This window comes from Sinorhizobium fredii USDA 205 (assembly GCF_001461695.1).
GTDB classification, from domain to species: Bacteria; Pseudomonadota; Alphaproteobacteria; order Rhizobiales; family Rhizobiaceae; genus Sinorhizobium; species Sinorhizobium fredii.
The window spans coordinates 1-20,048 of record NZ_AUTC01000110.1 but is presented as its reverse complement, the minus strand read 5'-3'; the positions used below and the strand labels follow the sequence as shown (position 1 = coordinate 20,048).

Sequence of the window (20,048 nt, the reverse complement as noted above, 5' to 3'; positions counted from 1 at the left end):
TCCCAAATCGTCGTGATTTGGCGTATGGTGAAGGCGCCTGCCATTCGATGGTGATGTCATCATGTTGAGAACCAGAGACGCCGGGAAAGGGTTGCTTCTCCTGCGCCGGGCACCGGTCTTCATGGCCGCCGCCGCAATGCTGGTTACCGGCTTCTTTGCCTCCATGGCCGAGGCGCAGGAGCCTGCGCCGCGTCGCACCCTGTTTCAACGGCTCTTCGGCGGCTTCGCCCCGCAGCGGCGCACCTACTACGAGGATCCCAACCAGTACCCGGCCCAGCCGAGGCCGCAACGCATACAGAAACGGCGGCAGCAGCCGGCCGTGCAGCAGCGGCCGCGCCAGCAGCGCGCCAAGCCGCGTGTCGCCGACGCCCCCCCGCCGGCACCCGTGGTGGAGAAGTCGCCCAATGCGAAAAAGGTCCTGGTGGTCGGCGACTTCGTTGCCGGGAGCCTCGGCGACGGCCTGAAGACCGCATTCGAAATGACGCCGGGCATCGTCGTCGAAACGCGCGCCAACGGCTCCTCGGGTCTTGTCCGCGACGACTATTTCAATTGGCCGGGTAGCCTCCCGGGCTACACCGCCGAGCTCAAGCCCTCGGTCATCATCGTCAGCCTCGGCGCCAATGACCGGCAGGCGATGCGGATCGGCGAGACCAAGGAGACGTTCCGCACCGACCTCTGGACGACCGAATACCGCAAGCGCGTCAACGCGCTCGCCGCGCTTGCCCGACAGGACAATCTGCCGCTTCTCTGGGTCGGCATGCCGCCCTTCCAATCGACCGCCATGACGGCCGACATGGTCACCTTCAACGGCATCTATCTCGAGGAAGTCGAGAAGGTCGGCGGTCAGTTCATCGACATCTGGGACGGCTTCGTCGACGAGGAAGGCAAGTTCGTGCTGACCGGCTCCGACATCAACGGCCAGCAGGTGCGCCTGCGCGGTTCCGACGGGATCAACCTGACCAAGGCCGGCAAGCGCAAGCTCGCCTTCTACGTCGAGAAGGACATCCGCAAGCTGCTCGGCGAAGCGGCCGCGGATGCGGCCGTGCCGGGCGCCGAGGGGCTCAAGGATCTCGTGGTGACCGCCCCGCTTGCCAACGAGGATATCGTCAAGACGCCGCCGATCGGCGTGACCGACCCGGAACTCGACGGTGCCACCGCGCTTCTCGGCGCCGGTGCCCCGCCGAAGGTCACCGGCAAGAGCCCACGAGACCTGCTCGTTGAAAAGGGCGAAGTTCCCGCCGCCCCTGCCGGTCGCATCGACGACTTCCGGCTGGCAAAGCCGGAGACAGTGATCAGCAAGCCGCTGTTGCGGAATTGATTGCTGCGAAGCGGCGGGCGTCTGTTGCCAAGATAAGCCGGAGCCGCCCCGCCCTGATCACCCGTGTTGCCATCCTCCAAGCTCGTCATCCTCGGGCTTGACCCGAGGATCCATGCGCAAGGGCGGTTCGGTTCACTTTGTGCGGTTGGACGCGCACCGGGCAGGCGCCCATGCTTGCTTGGATCCTCGGGTCAAGCCCGAGGATGACGACAGGTGAGGCGCTACCCCACAGGAGCCCCACGATCTAAGAGAGCTCTCACGCAGTAAGAGGCTGTATGCAACTACCGCGGCAGCACCGTCGATCCCATCAAGGTCTCGTCGATCGCCCGCGCCGCCTGGCGGCCTTCGCGGATAGCCCAGACGACGAGCGACTGGCCGCGGCGGACGTCGCCGGCCGTCCAGAGCTTGTCGACCGAAGTTCGATAGTCCCGTTCGTTGGCGACGACGTTGGTCGAGCCGCGCCGGTCGGTGTTAAGCGAGAGCTTGTCGCCGAGGTCCTTGAGCACGCTGGTGGTGAAGGGACCGCGGAAACCGATGGCGATGAAGGCGAGGTCCGCCTTGATGATGAACTCCGTACCGGCGATCGGCTTGCGCCGATCGTCCACCTGGCAGCACTTGACGCCCGTCAGGTTGCCGTCCTCATCGCCGACGAATTCGAGCGTCGCCACCTGGAATTCGCGCACCGCGCCCTCGGCCTGGCTGGAGGAGGTGCGCATCTTCGTCGCCCAGAACGGCCAGACGGCGAGCTTGTCTTCCTTCTCAGGCGGCTGCGGGCGAATATCGAGCTGCGTCACCTTGACCGCCCCTTGACGGAAGGCGGTGCCGACGCAGTCCGACGCCGTGTCGCCGCCGCCGACGACGACGATATGCTTGCCGCCGGCAACGATCGGCTCGGACGGCCAGCCGACGCTGTCGATGTTCTCGCGGCCGACGCGGCGGTTCTGCTGCACCAGGTAGGGCATGGCGTCGTGCACGCCGATGAATTCGACGCCCGGGATTCCGGCATCGCGCGGGGTCTCGGAGCCGCCGCAATAGAGCACCGCGTCATTGTCGTCGATAAGCGTCTGCACGGCCAGATCGACGCCGACATTGACGCCGCAGTGGAAGGTCACGCCTTCGCCCTTCATCTGTTCGACACGGCGGTCGATGAAGTTCTTCTCCATCTTGAAATCCGGAATGCCGTAGCGCAGCAGGCCGCCAGCCTTCGACTCGCGCTCGTAGACATGGACCTCGTGGCCGGCGCGGGCGAGCTGCTGGGCGGCCGCCATGCCGGCCGGGCCGGAACCGATGATCGCGACCTTCTTGCCGGTCTTGGTGACGGCCGGCTGCGGCACGATGTAGCCCATCTCATAGGCCTTGTCGGCAATCGCCTGCTCGACCGTCTTGATCGCTACCGGTACGTCCTCGAGGTTCAGCGTGCAGGCTTCCTCGCACGGAGCCGGGCAGACGCGGCCGGTGAATTCCGGGAAGTTGTTGGTCGAATGCAGGTTGCGGATCGCCTCGTCCCAGTTACCGTTGTAGACGAGGTCGTTCCAGTCGGGGATCTGGTTATGCACCGGACACCCGGTCGGCCCATGGCAGTAAGGAATGCCGCAGTCCATGCAGCGAGCGGCCTGCTTCTGCACTTCCTGGTCGGACATCGGAATGGTGAATTCACGGAAATGGCGGATGCGGTCGGATGCCGGCTGGTACTTCGCCACCTGCCGGTCGATCTCGAGAAATCCAGTAACCTTGCCCATCTTACGATCCTGATATCTTCAAATCTGCACAGGCGCCCTCAGGCGCGTGATGACCCCCGTCAACCGGACGGTTCGGGGGCCGCTGTCACAGTGGCCGTTACTCGGCCGCTTCCGCTATCTTCATGCGCTCCATGTCCTCGAGGGCGCGGCGATATTCGACCGGCATGACCTTGCGGAATTTCGGCCGGTAATCCACCCAGTGCTCGAGGATCTCCTTGGCGCGCGGCGAACCGGTGAAGTGCAGGTGGTTGGAGATGAGCTGGTAAAGCCGCTCCTCGTCGTGACGCGTCATGTCGCCCGAGACGTCCACGCGCCCCTTGTACATGAGGTCGCCGCCGTGATGGTGCAGCTTCTCCAGCATGTCGTCCTCCTCCGGCACCGGCTGCAGCTCGACCATGGCCATATTGCAGCGGCGGGCGAAGTCGCCCTCCTCGTCGAGCACATAGGCGACACCGCCGGACATGCCGGCCGCGAAGTTGCGGCCCGTGCCGCCGAGCACGACGACGACGCCGCCCGTCATGTATTCGCAGCCGTGGTCGCCGACACCCTCGACGACCGCCACCGCGCCGGAGTTGCGCACCGCGAAGCGCTCGCCGGCGACGCCGTTGAAGTAGCACTCGCCGGAGATCGCCCCATAGAGCACCGTGTTGCCGACGATGATCGACTGGTGCGGCACGATCCTGGCGTTTTCCGGCGGCCGGACGATGATACGCCCGCCCGAAAGGCCCTTGCCGACATAGTCGTTGCCGTCGCCGACGAGATCGAAGGTGATGCCGCGGGCCAGGAATGCGCCGAAGGACTGGCCCGCCGTGCCCTTGAGGGTGACGTGGATCGTGTCGTCCTTCAGGCCCTTGTGGCCCCAGCGCTTGGCGAGCGCACCGGAAAGCATCGCGCCGGCCGAACGGTCCACGTTCTTGATCTCCGCCTCGAACGCCACCGGCACCTTGGTTTCGAGAGCCAGCTTGGCCTTCTCGATCAGTCTGCGGTCGAGAATGTCGTCGATCGGATGGTTCTGGCGGGTCGTCCAGTAGGTCGCTTCCTTCGGCGCTTCCACCTTGTGGAAGATCTTCGAGAAGTCGAGCCCCCTGGCCTTCCAATGTTCGATCATCCGGTCGCGCTCGAGCAGTTCCGAAGCACCGATGATGTCATCGAGCTTCCTGACCCCGAGCGAGGCGAGAATTTCCCGCACCTCCTCGGCGACGAAGAAGAAATAGTTGATCACGTGTTCCGGCGTACCCTTGAAGCGCTTGCGCAATACCGGATCCTGGGTGGCGACGCCCACGGGACAGGTATTCAGGTGGCACTTGCGCATCATGATGCAGCCGGCCGCGATCAGCGGCGCGGTGGCGAAGCCGAATTCGTCCGCGCCGAGCAGCGCGCCGATGATGACGTCGCGGCCGGTCTTCAGGCCGCCGTCGACCTGAAGCGCGACGCGCGATCGCAAGCCGTTCAGCACCAGCGTCTGCTGGGTTTCGGCCAGGCCGATTTCCCACGGGCTGCCGGCATGCTTCAGCGAGGTGAGTGGCGAAGCGCCGGTGCCGCCATCAAAGCCGGCGATGGTGATGTGGTCGGCTCGCGCCTTGGCGACACCGGCCGCGACCGTACCGACGCCCACTTCGGATACCAGCTTGACCGAGATGTCGGCCTCCGGGTTGACGTTCTTCAGATCGTAGATCAGCTGCGCCAGATCCTCGATCGAGTAGATGTCGTGATGCGGCGGCGGCGAGATCAGGCCGACGCCCGGCGTCGAATGCCGGGTCTTGGCGACCGTCGCATCGACCTTGTGGCCGGGCAGCTGACCGCCCTCGCCGGGCTTCGCGCCCTGCGCCACCTTGATCTGCAGCACATCGGCATTGACCAGGTATTCGGTGGTGACGCCGAAGCGGCCCGAGGCGATCTGTTTGATCGCCGAGCGCTCCGGGTTCATCGAACCGTCCGGCCGCGGCAGATAGCGGTCGCTTTCCTCGCCGCCCTCGCCGGTGTTCGACTTGCCGCCGATCCTGTTCATCGCCTTGGCGAGCGTCGTATGCGCCTCGCGGCTGATCGAGCCGAAGGACATGGCGCCGGTCGAGAAACGCTTGACGATGTCGGCTGCCGGCTCGACTTCCTCGATGGGAACGGGCTTGCGGCCGGCGGCTTCGGCGCTCTTGATGGTGAAGAGACCGCGGATGGTGTTCATTCGCAGCGCCGTCGCGTTCACCATTTCGGCGAATTCGCGGTAGCGGTCCTCGGCATTGCCGCGAACGGCATGCTGCAGCGAGGCAATGGCGTCCGGTGTCCAGGCATGGCTCTCGCCGCGCATCCGGAAGGCGTATTCGCCGCCGATGTCGAGCGTGTTGGCGAGCACCGGGTCGGCGCCGAAGGCGGCCTTGTGGCGGGCGACCGTTTCGGCCGAGATCTCCTCGAGGCCGATCCCCTCGATCGTCGTCGCGGTGCCGAAGAAATACTTGTCGACCAGCTTCGACGACAGCCCGACCGCGTCGAAGATCTGCGCCCCGCAATAGGACTGGTAGGTCGAGATGCCCATCTTGGACATGACCTTGAGGATGCCCTTGCCGACCGCCTTGATGTAGCGGTAGACAATCTCGCTGGCGTCGACTTCCTTCGGGAACTCGCCGCGCTTGTGCATGTCGACCAGCGTGTCGAAGGCGAGATAGGGGTTGATCGCTTCCGCGCCATAGCCGGCGAGCAGGCAGAAGTGATGCACCTCGCGCGGTTCGCCGGATTCCAGCACGATGCCGACCGAGGTACGCAGGCCCTTGCGGATCAGGTGGTGGTGGACGGCCGCGGTGGCGAGCAGCGCAGGGATGGCGACGCGATCCGGCCCGATCTGCCGGTCGGAAAGCACGATGATGTTGTAGCCGCCCTTGACGGCCGCTTCGGCGCGCTCGCAAAGCCGGTCGAGCATTTCCAGCATGCCTTCGGCACCGCGCGAAATGTCATAGGTGAAATCGAGCGTCTTCGTGTCGAAGCGGTCTTCGGTGTGGCCGATCGAGCGGATCTTCTCGAGATCGCCATTCGTCAGGATCGGCTGGCGGACTTCCAGCCGCTTGGCATGCGCCATGCCGGCGTGGTCGAGGAGATTCGGCCGCGGACCGATGAACGAGACAAGGCTCATCACCAGTTCCTCGCGGATCGGGTCGATCGGCGGGTTGGTGACCTGGGCGAAGTTCTGCTTGAAATAGGTGTAAAGCAGCTTCGGCTTGTCGGACATCGCCGAGATCGGCGTGTCGGTGCCCATCGAACCGATCGCTTCCTGACCGGTCGTCGCCATCGGCGACATCAGCAGCTTGGTGTCTTCCTGGCTGTAGCCAAAGGCCTGCTGGCGGTCGATCAGCGACACGTCGCGGCGCAGCGCGCGGGGCTCGACCGGCTTCAGGTCTTCGAGGATCAGCTGGGTGTCGTCGAGCCACCGGCGGTAGGGATGCTTGCCGGCAAGCGACGACTTCACCTCCTCGTCGGAGATGATGCGGCCCTCTTCCATGTCGATCAGCAGCATCTTGCCCGGCTGCAGGCGCCACTTCTTGACGATCTTGTCCTCATCGACCGGCAGCACGCCGGCTTCCGACGCCATGATGACGCGGTCGTCGTTGGTGACGATGTAGCGGGCCGGACGCAGGCCGTTGCGGTCGAGCGTGGCGCCGATCTGGCGACCGTCGGTGAAGGCGACCGCCGCCGGTCCGTCCCACGGCTCCATGAGCGCCGCGTGATATTCGTAGAATGCCTTGCGCTCCGGCGACATCAGCTGGTTGCCGGCCCAGGCTTCCGGGATCAGCATCATCACCGCATGCGACAGCGAATAGCCGCCTTGGACGAGGAACTCGAGCGCGTTGTCGAAACACGCCGTGTCCGACTGGCCCTCGTAGGAAATCGGCCAGAGCTTCGAGATGTCGTCGCCGAACAGCGGCGAGGAAACCGACGCCTGCCGCGCCGCCATCCAGTTGACGTTGCCGCGCAGCGTGTTGATTTCGCCGTTATGCGCCACCATGCGGTAGGGATGCGCCAGCTTCCAGGACGGGAAGGTGTTCGTCGAGAAGCGCTGGTGAACCAGCGCCACCGCCGACTGGAAGCGCTCGTCGGCGAGGTCCTTGTAATAGGCACCGACCTGGTAGGCGAGGAACATACCCTTGTAGACGATGGTCGAGGTCGACAGCGACACGACATAGAAGCCGAGGTCGCCGCCATCCGCTTCCGCATAGATGCGGTTGGAGATCACCTTGCGCAGCGTGAACAGCCGCCGCTCGAATTCGGCATTGGTGGCGGCGTCGCGGCCAGCACCGATGAAGACCTGCACATGGTGCGGCTCGGTGGCGGCGATGTCGGGCGCCTTGGAGAGCGACGAATTGTCGACCGGCACGTCGCGGAAGCCGAGCAGGTGCTGCCCTTCCTCGGCCACGACCTCGCTGATCACCTCCTTGAAATGGGCGATCAGCTTCTCGTCGCGCGGCATGAAGAGGTAGCCGACGGCATATTCGCCGGCCTTCGGCAAGGTGACTCCCTGGCCCGCCATCTCCTCACGGAAGAAGCGATCGGGAATCTGCACGAGAATGCCCGCGCCGTCACCCATCAGCGGGTCGGCGCCGACGGCGCCGCGATGCGTCAGGTTTTCGAGCATGAACAGGCCGTCGCGCACGATCTGGTGCGACTTCTCGCCCTTCATATGAGCGACGAAGCCGACGCCGCAGGCATCGTGTTCGTTGCGCGGATCATAGAGGCCCTGTTTTCGCGGCAGACCGGAGGGGAATGCGGGCGTTTTCACAGCCGTCGCGACACCGTGCGCGAGGTTGGGCCCAATCTGTTGTGATGGCGAATGATCCGTCATCGTCTTCCCTCCTGTTGAACCCGGAATCCCGGGCATAACGCGGCCCGCGCGCCTGTCGCCGCGTCGCGTTTTCGCGTTGCGGCAAGCCGGGGCATTATCGTCGCATGATCCTGATCAGGTCGCAAATGAAGCGCTGCTCATCAGGCACGAAGGTCCGCGACCATGGTGATGGCAGGTGATATCAGCCGAATGAAACTCGGTGAAAACCCCTTGCGCTCCCCGCCCGAGGCCGCTTTTCGCGGGCCTTCCGGCGATTGTTCCGGTCCCTAGACCGAAATAGGACAGCAAACCTGTCCTATTTCATGTGCTCTATGCCAGAAAGCGCCTCTCTCCGCAAGGGGCCCAGCCGCAAATAATGGAGGAGATTTTGCCGAACATTGCGGAAAATTTCGCAGTTTTGAAATTATATTACGCGACTGAGCCGTTTTCTTCCCTTTGGTTTCAAACTGGTCTCCTGTTGGCCTTACGCCAAAGCCAAAGCATTGTCTGGCCGGCGAACTCGGCTATGGTCTCGCCGAAGCGGCCGCCAAGGGGCCCGACAGATAGGGTGATTTGCCAATGATATTCGCTTCCGACAACTGGGCTGGCGCCCACCCTGCCATTGCCGGGAACCTCGCCGCGCACGCCCACGGCTATGTCTCGGCCTACGGCACGAGCGAACTCGACCGGAAGGTGGAAAAGCGCCTGTCGGAGATTTTCGAAAGGGAAGTCGCGGTGTTCTTCGTCGGCACCGGAACGGCCGCCAATTCGCTTGCGCTGGCGAGCACCAACCGTCCGGGAGGCGTCGCATTCTGTCACCGAGAGGCGCATGTGAATGTCGACGAATGCGGCGCGCCGCAGTTTTTCTCGCATGGTGCCAGGCTGAGCCCGGTCGACGGCGAGTTTGGCAAGATGGAGGCGGCACGGCTCGAGACCGAGATCCGCCGGTTTCCAGCGGAATTCGTGCATGGCGGCCAGCCGATGGCGGTGACGCTGACGCAGGCGACCGAGAGCGGCACCGTCTATTCGCTTGCGGAGATCGAAGCGATCGCCGCGATCGCCAAGTCGCACAAGCTGCCGCTGCACATGGACGGCGCACGTTTTGCCAATGCCCTCGTCAGCCTCGACGTCGCGCCGGCCGAGATGACCTGGAAGCGCGGCGTCGACCTTTTGTCCTTCGGCGGCACGAAGAACGGCTGCTGGTGCGCCGAGGCCCTCATTCTCTTCGACCTCTCCAAAGCGCACGACATGCACTTCCTGCGCAAGCGCTCGGCCCAGCTCTTTTCGAAGTCACGCTTCATCGCCGCCCAGTTCGAAGCCTATCTCGCCGGCGACCTCTGGCTTGATCTGGCCCGCCACGCGAATGCGATGGCCGGTCGTTTGGCAGAGGGCATCTCGGCTTCGGCCGCGAGCCGACTGGCCTGGGCACCAGACGCCAACGAGGTCTTCGCGATCCTGAAGAACGGCACGGCAACACGGCTGAAGCAGCAGGGGGCGATCTTCTACGATTGGCCCGTGCCGGACCATCTCGCCGGCAGCCTTGCCGAGGACGAGGGCCTCTATCGGCTGGTCACCAGTTTTGCCACGCAGGCCGAAGACGTCGACCAGTTCGTCGCTGCCTGTTGACGGCGGACGCCGCGCATCAATGGCAATAAAGAAACGGCGCCCCTCGGGGCGCCGTTTTTTTGAGTCCTGATCGTTGAGCTCAGGCGTTCTGCGCTTCGATCTGCTTCGGCTGAGAGGAGACCGAAGCAATCGCGATGCGGCGCGGCTTTGCCGCTTCCGGAATCTCGCGCACGAGATCGACATGGAGCAGGCCGTTCTTCAGCGACGCGGCTCGGATCTCGACATGGTCGGCAAGCTGGAAGCGGCGCTCGAAGGCGCGCTTGGCGATGCCGCGATGGAGAAACTGGCTTTCCTCACCCTTCTCCTCGCTCTTCTCGCCCTTGATCGTCAGCGTGTTTTCACGCGCTTCGACGGAAAGCTCGCTCTCGTCAAAGCCGGCAACGGCCATGGTGATGCGATAGGCGTTTTCGCCGGTCCGCTCGATATTGTAAGGCGGATAGGTCTGCGCCTGATCGGGCTGGCCAAGGCTGTCGAGCATGGTGAACAGGCGATCGAAGCCGACGGTGGAGCGGTAGAGGGGAGAAAAATCAAAGTGACGCATGGTGTCCTCCTTCAAGAGCAACGGTTTGCGATGTCTGGACTGCCACCCCATAAGGCTGTGGCGCGACCGGTGAACGGACCCGTCTTGGCGTCCGCAACCAAGACATGGGAACGTCTTCGCGCAAGTTCAAGGGGCCTTTCGGCAGCGGCGCGCTTTGGTGAACGGCATATGAACGACGGGTTCGGCCGCCGTTCAGCCACGAAGGACTAAAACAAGCACACTGGGCGGAAACGCCTAGGGCTGAAGTGACACGTCCCTTCTCCTTCAGCGGCCGGAAGCGGTGATCGTCCGGATTTCATCCGCCGCTTCCGGCTTTTTTCTTTGACGGAGGCAAGACTGCCGCCTATCCCTGAACGATCTCGATTTCGTTTCCATTGGCCGACGCGCTTCATGACGACGATCCTTCATTCCACGCCGGACAATCCGATACCCGGCAAGCCCCAAGTGGGCTTTTTCGACGGCGCCGGCGGCCGCAAGATCCGCTATGCGGTGTTCAAGGCGAACGCGCCGGTGACGCGCGGCACGATCGTGCTCTTGCAGGGACGCAACGAGTCGATCGAGAAATACTTCGAAACGATCGGCGACCTCGCGTCAGCGGGATTTTGGGTCGCCACTTTCGACTGGCGCGGCCAGGGTGGGTCCGAGCGGCTTTTGCCGCAGCCAGGTCACGGCCACGTGGAGCATTTTGCCGACTACGAACGCGACCTCACGATATTCCTCGAGCAGATCGTCCTGCCCGACACGCGCCTGCCCTTCTCCATCGTCGCTCATTCGATGGGCGCATTGGTCGCCCTGTCGCTGGCGCCGATGCTGGCAAGCCGCATCGACCGCATGGTGCTGCTTGCCCCCTTCCTGGGCCTGAGCGGCCAGGCGATCGGCGAGCGCGGCATCGTGGCGATCGCCACCGTCATGCGCTGGTTCGGCCTCGGCAACCTGCCGGTGCGCCGCGACAAGGAGCGCCCGACGCCGTTCGCGAGCAATCCGCTGACCGCCGACAGTCGACGCTATCAGCGCAACCTGGCCTTGATCGACGCCCGTCCGCATTTGCGGATCGGGCCGCCGACGGGCCGGTGGCTCAGCGAGTCGTTCAGAGTGATCAGGCGCGCGATGCGCCGCGAGCACCTGACGAAGATCATCGTCCCGACCGTCATCCTGGCGCCGACGGCCGACGCTCTCGTGCCCTATCTCGCGATGGAATTTCTCGCCAGCAATTTCCGGGCCGGCCACCTGATCCCGATCGATGGGGCGCGCCATGAACTCCTCCAGGAAGCCGACCGCTACCGCGCTCAGGCGCTCGCCGCGATCCTGGCTTTTCTTCCGGAAGCCGACGGCGAGGAGGCCGACCTTTCGCCGCGCACCATGGAAGACGCGTAACTCAGTGGATGTCGCCGAAAGTGAGCAGCGGTTTTGGGATGACGACATGCATAAGGACGCGCTTTAGCGCGATCGCAACATCTCCAGCGCCTGCGCATGCAGCGCCGGGCTGCCGGCGGCGATGATCTCGCCGCCCATTTCCGCCGGCCCGCCCTGCCAATCGGTGATGACGCCACCCGCCTGCTCGATCAGCGGAATGAGCCCGCCGACATCATAGGGCTTCAGGCCGCATTCGATGACGAGGTCGACATGCCCGGCCGCAAGCAGCGCAAAGGCATAGCAATCGCACCCGTAGCGGAAGAGCCGCACCTCGGCCTGCAGCGCCTCGAAGCGCTCCTTGAGCTCGCCCGTGTAGAGATGCGGCGACGTGGTGAACAGGACAGCGTCCGAAAGCGCGTCGCAGGCACGCGTTGAAAGCACCTTCTCGCCACCGGGGCCGCGATAGGTCGATTTCTGCCCGTCGGCGAAATAGCGCTCGCCGGTGAAGGGTTGGTCCATCAGCCCCATGATCGCCTTGCCGTTGCGGTAGAGCCCAATCAGCGTTCCCCAGACCGGCAGCCCGGAAATGAAGGCACGGGTACCGTCGATCGGATCGATGACCCAGACATGCTCGCGGTCGAGGCCGATATTGCCGTGCTCCTCGCCGAGGATGCCGTGCTCGGGAAACGTGGCTTCGATCAATCGCCGGATGGCCGCCTCCGCCGACTGGTCGGCTTCGGTGACGGGATCGAATCCGCCTTCGAGCTTGTTGACGACGCTCGTGCCCGTGCGGAAGCGCGGCAGGGTTTCCGCCTTGGCGGCATCGGCGAGGCGGTCGAAGAAGGAGCGGTCGGGCAGCATGTCACTCTCTTGAGCAGAGGAAGGAAGTTCATTCTGCATAGAGGAAATTTATCGAAAGGCAACGATGGCACCGCCGATGCTCACTGCGCTGCAGAGATCTGCACCGTCAAAACTTGACAATTGTGCAGTGCAATATTAATCTTTCCCTGCAGTCACGCGTGGCTGCAAATACCCTCCTTGGGTGTTTCCTCCCTAGACTTGACCGCGCCCCTGGCGCGGTTCTTTTTGAGCGCAAGAAATCTGCCGGCTATTCCGCGGCGAGCGGCAGATAGGCGCCGTAATCCTCGACATGGCTCGCCAGCGCCGCGACGAAGGTCGCAAGATCGGTGGCCAGGGCGGCGAATCCGGACTTTTTGACCAATGTCGACTCGTCGACATAGAGGCTGCGGTTGATTTCGATCTGAAGCGCGTGCAGACCGCGCGTCGGCCGGCCGTAATGCTCGGTGATAAAGCCGCCGGCATAGGGCTTGTTGCGGGTCACCGCATAGCCGAGCCCTTCCAGCAGCTCGACCGCAACGCGTGACAGCTCCGCGGCAGCGCTTGTTCCGTAACGGTCGCCGATGATGAAATCCGGACGCTGGCCGCTTCCAGGCAGGTGGACGTTTCCAGGCATCGAATGGCAGTCGACAAGCACGGCCATGCCGAACTGGACATGGGTGCGGGCGATCAGCTTCCTGAGCGTCGCGTGATACGGCTTGTAGATTGCCTCGATGCGCGCCAGCGCCTCCTCGACCGGAAAGCGGCTGCGATAGATTTCCATGTTCTCGGCCACCAGTCGCGGCACCGTCCCAAGCCCGCCGGCGACCCGCATCGAACTGATATTGGCGTGGGCCGGCAGCACGCCATCGAACATGCGCGGGTCGAGTTCGTAGGGCTCCCGGTTGACGTCGAGAAAGGCGCGCGGGAAATGGGCCCGCAGCAGCGGCGCTCCAAGATGCGTCGCGGCTTGAAAGAGTTCGTCGACGAAGTGATCCTCGGACCGGCGGATCGAATGCGAATCAAGCCGCGACTGTTCGAGAAAGGTCTGTGGATAATACCGGCCGCTATGCGGGGAGTTGAACACGAAGGGGATCCGCTGGCTCGCGGGTTCCAAGACCTCGAACACGTCCCACTCGGCCACTTCCCCCATCGGAACCCTTTTACCATACGCGGATCTTGCTGTTCGGATCATGTTGCCAGTTGGCCGGCTCTGTGTCCATAGTGGCCTCCCGCCGGTTCCGGGGGGTTGACCCCTGCCGTTCACCGGATATTTACGCTGTTGCGGTTTGCTAGGCTGCCGCATCCCAGAAGCATTGAAAAGAAGTAGCCACGGCTGAATTCATGACTGTGAAAATCCTCCTTGCCGAAGACGACAACGACATGCGCCGCTTCCTCGTGAAGGCGTTGGAAAAGGCGGGCTACAAGGTCCTGTCCTACGACAACGGCGCCAGCGCCTACGACCGGCTTCGCGAAGAGCCCTTTTCGCTGCTGCTGACCGACATCGTCATGCCCGAGATGGACGGCATCGAGCTTGCCCGCCGGGCGACCGAGCTCGATCCGGACCTGAAGGTGATGTTCATCACCGGTTTTGCCGCCGTCGCGCTGAACCCGGACTCGAAGGCCCCGAAGGACGCCAAGGTCCTCTCCAAGCCCTTCCACCTTCGCGACCTCGTCAACGAGGTCAACAAGATGCTGGCCGCCTGAGACCTCCAGGCGCTTCCCGCCGGCGTCCCGATTTACCCTGCGACGACCGCGGGCCGGCTGATCCGAACAAACAATCTCCTCGCGATTCCCGCCCGCCATGGTTCGGGAGTCGACCATGCCGTTGCGCGTAAATCCCGGCAGCGGCTTTTGCTATTTCAATGATTTAGCCTGCTCGATACGCCTGTCGCGCGCAAAATGCCGCAAGCGACCCAGCGCAATCCCGCCCCGCCGTCGGCTGCGAAATTTCTGTCAAAAAACCTTCGAAAAGCCTATTGACGCCGACGCCGGTTTTATGGTCTATGCGCCGCATCGGATGGGCGTGTAGCTCAGCGGGAGAGCACTACGTTGACATCGTAGGGGTCACAAGTTCGATCCTTGTCACGCCCACCATCCTTTTCAAGGGCTTAGCGGTAACTCGCTGAGCCCTTTGTCGTTTCTGGTGCCAGATGGTGCCAAGTTGGGGCGGTGAAACGGTGCCAAATTTGACACCCGATAGCCCCGACATGCACTTTCACCAGAGCTCTACTGCCTTCCCGATTGCAACCCGTTGCACCGGGCATCGTCGCACCTCTCTCGCTGCCAAATCCTGGCACCGACAGCGGGTGGTTAGGCCGTCTTCGCAGCTTCCGCAGCGCCCATGCGAGCACGGCGCTCCGCCTCTAGGTCGATCACTGAGGCGCGCATGTCCTCGGTGGTCACCTTCACATAGACCGACTTCGTCACGCGACTTCCCGGCGCATGACCCAGGCGCGGCTGGAGGAGAGCGTCGGGCACACCGCGCACGTGAAGCCAAGTCGCCATCGCCTTCCGTAGAACGTGCGGCGAGAGCTTCAGCGGCTGCCCGTTCCGCTTCACCCCGGCCTTCTTCACCGCGCTAGCAAGCGCACGGCGAATGTTCACGAGCTTGCCGCCAAATCGGCCCGGGAAGACAAGAGCGGGTGGCGTCTCGCCTGCCTTCATTGCCTTGGCTCGGACTGCCCGCTTCGCTGCCGAGAGTGCCTCACACAGGGAAGCGCTTATCGGAATGTCTCTGTCCGAGTGGCGCGTCTTGGGCGTGAAGCCATCCTTGCGACGAATGGAGACGAGCTGATTTGCCGTGTCCAGGTCCGACCATTCGAGCGTGTAGGCCTCTGTCTTGCGGACACCAGTCTCCGCTAGAAAGCGCACCAGCAGAGCTCTCTGCTCCCCGAGAGCGTCCATAATGAGGGACATCTCTTCAGGCGTGGGCACGTCCACCCGCTTCACCGGTACCGGAATGCGTTCCACCTTCGGGAGCTTCTCCACGAGGCCCTTTTCTTGAGCCCACCGGAGCACCTGTAGGAACAAGGAGGTCTCCGCGTTGATGGTCGCTGCGACGCAACCCACTTCAACCCGGTGCTTCTGATAGTCAGCCATTTCCTTGGTGCCGATGCTGGAGACATCAGTCTCGGGGAATTTGCCCAAGATTGCTTTCAGCTTGAAGCCATCAGCGTCCAGGGACGATTGTCGCTTCTTGCCGGTCGCCACCCGGTCAACCTGCTCCTCCAGCCATCGCTTAGAAACCTCTGAGAGGGTGACGCCGCTCATACTGCGAGCGAAGCCGCGCCCCGATAGAGCGCCATCAAGCTGAAGCTCTCTCAGCATCCTCTTCGCATCGGCAAGCGCTTCCGCCTTTGTCGCCAGCGTATGGCGGGCACGCTTCCCGTTCGGTGACAGGTGCGGCGGAACATCAATGATCCATGCGCCTGTATGCGCACCGTCGCGGATGCGCGGGGCCACCCGGAATGGCCCGATCTTCTCAGCCTCTAGTTTTGCCTTTGTCATCTCTTTGGTTTTCCCCTTTCGTCAGACTGCGCACGTAGACCACCGGATCAAATGACCCGGCGTTTTCCGGTGCAATAAGTTGCAACGGCTCCCGCGCGACGGGCATGCGCACTTTTCGAGCTGGCACCAGCTTGGCACCGGCTCCGTGGTCCCGCCGCGAGTTGATGAAGGCGATCACATCGGCCCGTCGAAAGATCAGGCGGGCGCCAATCTTCGACGCGGGCAGTTCGCTGCGGGGAATGCGGCGGACGAAGTCCAGGCCGCAGCCCAGCATCCGAGCAACGTTCTCGACAAAGAGGAACTCGCTCCCTAGGCCGTCTGGGCTGCCTATGAACCAATGCGGATTGGCCCGTCTGTCGGCCTCGTAAGAAGCTCTGACCGACGCCCCCAACTTATCAAGTAGCCTCATAAGCACCCCCCAAAACGAAACCGAACTACACTATCGACCCACTAGTTTTCAGGCTCTGGATGAGGTCTCGCTTCCGACGGAAGACATGCACGTCGGCCGTATTCTTCTATTTCAACGGATGCGGCGCGCCTCAGCTGGGCAAAGAGCTGATTTGAGCGCGGAGACAGTTCTGGAAAAGCCACTTTGAATTGTCTCGCTACGTTCCAAACCCAGTTCCACCGCATCGACCAAGGCGCGAAACTTGCGGCAGCCCCCGTTAGCACGTTCTCTAGAGCCGCAAATTCGGCAGTGTCTTCCAGGACAGAAAGCAAAGTTTTCACAATCCTCGTGCGCGCCCGGCGCAATGCATCAACATCGGGTCTACAAACAACACGCCCCCTCTGCCGTCTGAATGACATACCTAAAAACTCGAACCCGTCGGAAACTCGTCGGGGGTTGGCACGATGCAACACGAAAGGGCCCGCTGGGTGGGACGCGAACGTCCCGCACAAGGTCAAAACAGCCCTTTCCACAGCCTCCTTCTTCGCCCCCAACAGCAGAATGTCGTCGGCATAGACGATCAAGAAGACACCTTGCGGCAGCATCAGGTCGGCTAAGACATCGGCGACGATGTGGGTAGCAATTGCGGAAGACGTGGCGGCGCCCTGTAGCAACCCAGCACGTGAGGTGTTCCATAGCTCTCTAAGCATCATGTCAGCCACCTGACTAACTCCGGTCAGTTTGGCTCTTGTTCTGGCCATGCCAAAACAATCTCTCATGAATTCGCCTACATGCTCTCCTCCGTCGTCTAATAGGATTGTCGATTTGGTGAATGTTTTCGGCAACGGCAGGTTTTTGACCAGCCATCCGTGATTTACAGTGTTGAAGAAGCGCTTGATATCGAGCGGCGCAGCCCAAGCCACGGCCCCATCAAGTTCCAGTAACGAAATGACCTTAGCAAGTGCCGCGCCTCTTCCGCCGTTGCCCTTAGCGGAGTAGATGCCAGGCGCAGTCTTGAGACGATCGCCGTACGCAGCCAACGCAAGTCTTTGGCGCACTCGATCAATCGGCCCGAAGGCGTGAATTGGACGCAAGCCGCCTCCGGACTTTGTCACCGGGAAAACCGTGTAGAGATCGCGAGGCGCCTTTCCCAGATGGAGGTTTTGCGCCATACGCGTCGCGTCCACGTTACGGTAAGGCGCCAGCGCCGAGCTGACACGCAGTCTCTGCCGAGCTTCACGACGTCGTTCTCGATTAGGACTTCGTTTGGAGCAAGCTCTTCGTCGTGCCAGGTGATATCCGTCAGCATGCTTCGGTCTCGTTGCAACGAGTTGCAACGAGGACTGCCCGCCTCCCCCGTCGATTGGGGGCGTGGGCGCCGACGGCCGTTCTGCCTGTCCATTTCCTCTACAAGCATTCCCACTCTGATGTAGTAGGACTTCGAAATGAGACGCCGAAGGCGTTCAGCAGCGCGAAAGTCTCCGCGGGCCTCGGCTCTCGCAATGCGTCGCTGTAACCGCTTGAGGTTTTTTGCGCTCACCTTGCGCATTTTTTTGCTCATGCGCTTGCGGTTCAGGACGCCCGGTCCCGGCTCGCGCGCAATCTCACTTCCTTGACCTTGGCCATTTGTAGGCACGGCATTGAGACACGCGTCGGCGGGTGATAACGACATAACTTTCCCTGCAGTAAACTCGACAAATATGTAAAGTACTTAAAGAAGCTTTTCAAGAATTTATTTCAATTGAGCACAATGTAGTTTGACAAACACTCAGCCATATTCCCAAGACACGCTCACAATGGTAAGAACATTTATGGAATTTAACTAGGAAAACCGCCGTGAAACTCATCGCCACACATGTTAAGGACAGCATCCTAAAGCAGATTGATGCGCGCATCGGAAAAGGCTCTCCCGGTGATCTTGGTCACTACGCAACCCGAAGTGCCTTTGTCAGGGCAGCAATCGACCACCTGCTCGAAACGGACGCCTCCGCATCGACCATTCGCCAGCGCGAGCGTGTGCAACCCGTTGCAACGCACGCCAGCGCCTGATCCCCGAAAGAAAGGTACCCATGGGCGCTGTCGGAGTTTTTCGTGGAGCCGCCAGAAGGCGCTGCGCCTCCGACTACACCTCGGCGGGCAGAAGAATTTTCAAAGCTTCATGCAGCGGCTCAAGGACGAACCGCAGCCGCCGCTGGATCAGGCATGGTTCAAGCGGCTGATTGCCATCACGGTTGTTCCAGCTCCCGGCGTGCCGCCTCGGCATCCTTCTCCGGAATACCGTTGCCGCCCGAGCTGTCCTACGCGAAGACAGATGGTAAGACCGATAGCAGCAACGTGACCATAGTGCCATCGAGGGGAACTCATTCTGTCGCCGACTATGACCGCATTTCGCGCTGTATGCAGATCCCGAGCGCAATTTGGCTGGAGGTTGCCGAGCGCGGGGGCGGCGCCCAGAATCGAAACGGGTGCCAGCGTGATCGCCGAACGCGGCGTAGAAGGCGAGGTCGAAGGCATGTGCATCGGGTAGCTCCTGAAAAGCAAAAGAGCGCCGCAATGGCGCTCTTTGTTAAAATGAAAGCGAACGATGTTCGCCCAATCGAGTTGATACTTTCGCCTGGCCAATAGTAGTCGTGCGGCCGATCAACAGCCAAGGTTTTACAACGAAAATCGTTAAAAATCAATGTCTTAGCTAGAAGACACTATACACCATTGTTTTCAATAAGGCATTTCGGGTCGTGACACTGACCGCGGTTCAAGCATGACGACTCCGGTGTTTCGCACTTGACTAGTGGTAAAGGTACCGGAGCTGAAATACCGGTTTCGACCCTGAGCGGCCATTCACCGATACCGACGGGAATGTGCAGTGCTGGTCCAAAAAGCGGACAATGAGGCAATGAGGCAATGAGGCGGCGGGTGGATGCACGCTTCCCGGAGAGTGCCACCGTCGATGAAGCTCCGCTGCTGGCGTTGTTGATCAGAAGTTAATTGGCCCGAAGGCCTGCTCTGGACCGCTGAAAACGGGCAAACCGCTGGCCTACCTTTGCGCATTTTCCTGGACGCGGGAGCGCACATTCAGTGTGGAGGACATGTGCAGCACACCGAGTTCAGGGCTAGTAAGTACTGGCACCGATATCTCGCCCATTTCGTTCAGGGCATTTGCCATTGATGCTTGAGCAAGAACAACCACGTCGACACTGCCGACGAGGGAAGCGAGGCCTTCACGTATCATCGCGTCATGCGCTGCTCTGTCCCCGCTTCGCAATTTGTCAAAGGCTTCTTCACAAAGACGACTGGTGACGGAAACGTTATGACCCATTCTTTGAGCATGGCGTTCAATCAAGCGGGTTGTGGGGATCATTGTTGTAGCCAGAGTTGCAAGGACGCCAATTCGGTTCCCGCGTTGGATCGCCTCAACCGCCATCCCGTCATCTATACGGAAGAGGGGTACGGGGCAGAGCGACATTGCCGCATCCACTGCAGGGCCGAGCGAGGAACAGGTTACGAGGACAGCCGAAGCACCCGCATCCACCGCCGACCAGATGTGAGTCGAAAGCCGCCGCTTGGTTTGAAGTGACAGCGTGCCTTCGCGGATCGTGTTCCCCAGCAGGCTCTCATCCAACATGTTGAACGGCCGCCAGCCGGGCAGATGGAGGCCAACGAGTTCGTTAAACGCGGGGATGATGCCGGCGACAGTATGGATCATGGCAAGCGCAGGGGACTCATGAACGTCTGCAGTCATGGCTTCATCTCTGTGTTTGATTGTGCACGCTCTTCAATTTGAGCCTCTAACAGCAGGGGTGATATGAACCCGATCGCGCTATTGCCGTGCTCGACCGGAGTCGATTCAAAACCACTGTCGTCAGACGACTCTCTGAAACTTACCCATTCGACCGTCGTAGCTGTGACTGTCGCCCGGGCGAAAACGGAATGTAGAG

At 62.0% G+C, this 20,048-nt stretch carries 16 protein-coding genes and 1 tRNA gene; 7 read left to right on the top strand and 10 right to left on the bottom strand.

Translation table 11 applies throughout. From position 1 onward, the window contains the following. Window positions 1–61 precede the first annotated feature (61 nt). Window positions 62–1,318: an SGNH/GDSL hydrolase family protein gene (locus N181_RS11200; protein WP_037393526.1), complete on the top strand. Its 1,257-nt coding sequence runs from the start codon at window positions 62–64 to the stop codon at window positions 1,316–1,318. A 281-nt stretch (window positions 1,319–1,599) separates the two neighbouring features. Here N181_RS11200 and N181_RS11195 read toward each other — a convergent pair whose 3' ends face one another. Both N181_RS11195 and gltB read right to left on the bottom strand, forming a co-directional pair. Beyond that, window positions 1,600–3,057: a glutamate synthase subunit beta gene (locus tag N181_RS11195; RefSeq protein WP_060563381.1), complete on the bottom strand. Its 1,458-nt coding sequence runs from the start codon at window positions 3,055–3,057 to the stop codon at window positions 1,600–1,602. A 97-nt stretch (window positions 3,058–3,154) separates the two neighbouring features. Continuing rightward, window positions 3,155–7,816 carry a glutamate synthase large subunit gene (gene gltB / locus N181_RS11190; protein WP_475513889.1) on the bottom strand — a complete coding sequence of 1,554 codons (4,662 nt, stop codon included), beginning with the start codon at window positions 7,814–7,816 and terminating at the stop codon, window positions 3,155–3,157. A gap of 621 nt (window positions 7,817–8,437) precedes the next feature. Here gltB and N181_RS11185 point away from each other — a divergent pair. Continuing rightward, window positions 8,438–9,484: a threonine aldolase family protein gene (locus tag N181_RS11185; protein ID WP_037393512.1), complete on the top strand. Its 1,047-nt coding sequence runs from the start codon at window positions 8,438–8,440 to the stop codon at window positions 9,482–9,484. Between the two features lie 79 nt (window positions 9,485–9,563). On the opposite strand, the gene N181_RS11180 is transcribed toward N181_RS11185, so the two are convergent. Continuing rightward, entirely contained in the window at window positions 9,564–10,025 is a 462-nt protein-coding gene (locus N181_RS11180) for an Hsp20 family protein (protein ID WP_012709372.1), read from the bottom strand. A gap of 390 nt (window positions 10,026–10,415) precedes the next feature. Here N181_RS11180 and N181_RS11175 point away from each other — a divergent pair, with 390 nt between their 5' ends. Then, complete coding sequence (locus tag N181_RS11175; RefSeq protein ID WP_037393510.1) at window positions 10,416–11,399, top strand: alpha/beta fold hydrolase; 984 nt, start codon at window positions 10,416–10,418, stop codon at window positions 11,397–11,399. A gap of 63 nt (window positions 11,400–11,462) precedes the next feature. Here the strand turns inward: N181_RS11175 and hisN are convergent, their stop codons facing one another. Then, on the bottom strand, window positions 11,463–12,239 hold the full coding sequence (hisN, locus tag N181_RS11170; protein WP_037393508.1) for a histidinol-phosphatase: 777 nt from the start codon (window positions 12,237–12,239) through the stop codon (window positions 11,463–11,465). A gap of 247 nt (window positions 12,240–12,486) precedes the next feature. Then, window positions 12,487–13,368, bottom strand: a complete 882-nt coding sequence (locus N181_RS11165) for an N-formylglutamate amidohydrolase (RefSeq protein ID WP_037393506.1) — start codon at window positions 13,366–13,368, stop codon at window positions 12,487–12,489. Between the two features lie 191 nt (window positions 13,369–13,559). On the opposite strand from N181_RS11165, the gene cpdR1 reads away from it, so the two are divergent. The 3 genes from cpdR1 (at window position 13,560) to N181_RS11155 (ending at window position 14,312) form a co-directional block, all read left to right on the top strand. Beyond that, window positions 13,560–13,922, top strand: a complete 363-nt coding sequence (cpdR1, locus tag N181_RS11160; protein WP_012709376.1) for a response regulator CpdR1 — start codon at window positions 13,560–13,562, stop codon at window positions 13,920–13,922. A gap of 115 nt (window positions 13,923–14,037) precedes the next feature. Next, a complete protein-coding gene (locus N181_RS33070) occupies window positions 14,038–14,247 on the top strand; it encodes a hypothetical protein (protein WP_153451997.1) in 210 nt (69 codons plus the stop codon). After that, window positions 14,238–14,312 (top strand) — tRNA-Val (locus tag N181_RS11155). Before N181_RS33070 ends, N181_RS11155 begins: the two co-directional genes overlap by 10 nt. 216 nt (window positions 14,313–14,528) lie before the next feature. Here the strand turns inward: N181_RS11155 and N181_RS11150 are convergent. The 3 genes from N181_RS11150 to N181_RS11140 are packed head-to-tail and all read right to left on the bottom strand — an operon-like array spanning window position 14,529 to window position 17,285. Continuing rightward, window positions 14,529–15,680 carry a tyrosine-type recombinase/integrase gene (locus tag N181_RS11150; protein WP_157784636.1) on the bottom strand — a complete coding sequence of 384 codons (1,152 nt, stop codon included), beginning with the start codon at window positions 15,678–15,680 and terminating at the stop codon, window positions 14,529–14,531. Window positions 15,681–15,699: 19 nt separating this feature from the next. Continuing rightward, entirely contained in the window at window positions 15,700–16,134 is a 435-nt protein-coding gene (locus N181_RS11145; RefSeq protein WP_037393503.1) for a helix-turn-helix domain-containing protein, read from the bottom strand. 41 nt (window positions 16,135–16,175) lie between these two features. Then, the gene (locus N181_RS11140; protein WP_037393501.1) at window positions 16,176–17,285 is read right to left on the bottom strand and encodes a reverse transcriptase domain-containing protein; all 1,110 of its coding nucleotides are present in this window, start codon (window positions 17,283–17,285) and stop codon (window positions 16,176–16,178) included. A gap of 664 nt (window positions 17,286–17,949) precedes the next feature. Here N181_RS11140 and N181_RS11135 point away from each other — a divergent pair. After that, window positions 17,950–18,162 (top strand): ribbon-helix-helix domain-containing protein, encoded by a 213-nt coding sequence (locus N181_RS11135; RefSeq protein ID WP_037393499.1) that lies wholly within the window; start codon window positions 17,950–17,952, stop codon window positions 18,160–18,162. A gap of 985 nt (window positions 18,163–19,147) precedes the next feature. Here the strand turns inward: N181_RS11135 and N181_RS11130 are convergent. Continuing rightward, window positions 19,148–19,852 carry an aspartate/glutamate racemase family protein gene (locus tag N181_RS11130; protein WP_037393497.1) on the bottom strand — a complete coding sequence of 235 codons (705 nt, stop codon included), beginning with the start codon at window positions 19,850–19,852 and terminating at the stop codon, window positions 19,148–19,150. Then, the coding region (locus N181_RS34265; protein WP_210172812.1) for a hypothetical protein at window positions 19,849–20,048 on the bottom strand (200 nt) is incomplete at its 5' end. The genes N181_RS34265 and N181_RS11130, both read right to left, overlap by 4 nt.

What these genes read in the sequence shown, in the direction of transcription:
- N181_RS11165 (WP_037393506.1), bottom strand. Translation starts at nt 13,368, where the DNA reads ATGGGGGAAGTGGCCGAGTGGGACGTGTTCGAGGTCTTGGAACCCGCG.
- N181_RS33070 (WP_153451997.1), top strand. Translation starts at nt 14,038, where the DNA reads ATGCCGTTGCGCGTAAATCCCGGCAGCGGCTTTTGCTATTTCAATGAT.
- N181_RS11130 (WP_037393497.1), bottom strand. Translation starts at nt 19,852, where the DNA reads ATGACTGCAGACGTTCATGAGTCCCCTGCGCTTGCCATGATCCATACT.
- N181_RS11145 (WP_037393503.1), bottom strand. Translation starts at nt 16,134, where the DNA reads ATGAGGCTACTTGATAAGTTGGGGGCGTCGGTCAGAGCTTCTTACGAG.
- N181_RS11180 (WP_012709372.1), bottom strand. Translation starts at nt 10,025, where the DNA reads ATGCGTCACTTTGATTTTTCTCCCCTCTACCGCTCCACCGTCGGCTTC.
- N181_RS11185 (WP_037393512.1), top strand. Translation starts at nt 8,438, where the DNA reads ATGATATTCGCTTCCGACAACTGGGCTGGCGCCCACCCTGCCATTGCC.
- N181_RS11140 (WP_037393501.1), bottom strand. Translation starts at nt 17,285, where the DNA reads ATGGCGCAAAACCTCCATCTGGGAAAGGCGCCTCGCGATCTCTACACG.
- hisN (WP_037393508.1), bottom strand. Translation starts at nt 12,239, where the DNA reads ATGCTGCCCGACCGCTCCTTCTTCGACCGCCTCGCCGATGCCGCCAAG.
- N181_RS11175 (WP_037393510.1), top strand. Translation starts at nt 10,416, where the DNA reads ATGACGACGATCCTTCATTCCACGCCGGACAATCCGATACCCGGCAAG.
- cpdR1 (WP_012709376.1), top strand. Translation starts at nt 13,560, where the DNA reads ATGACTGTGAAAATCCTCCTTGCCGAAGACGACAACGACATGCGCCGC.
- N181_RS11200 (WP_037393526.1), top strand. Translation starts at nt 62, where the DNA reads ATGTTGAGAACCAGAGACGCCGGGAAAGGGTTGCTTCTCCTGCGCCGG.
- N181_RS11195 (WP_060563381.1), bottom strand. Translation starts at nt 3,057, where the DNA reads ATGGGCAAGGTTACTGGATTTCTCGAGATCGACCGGCAGGTGGCGAAG.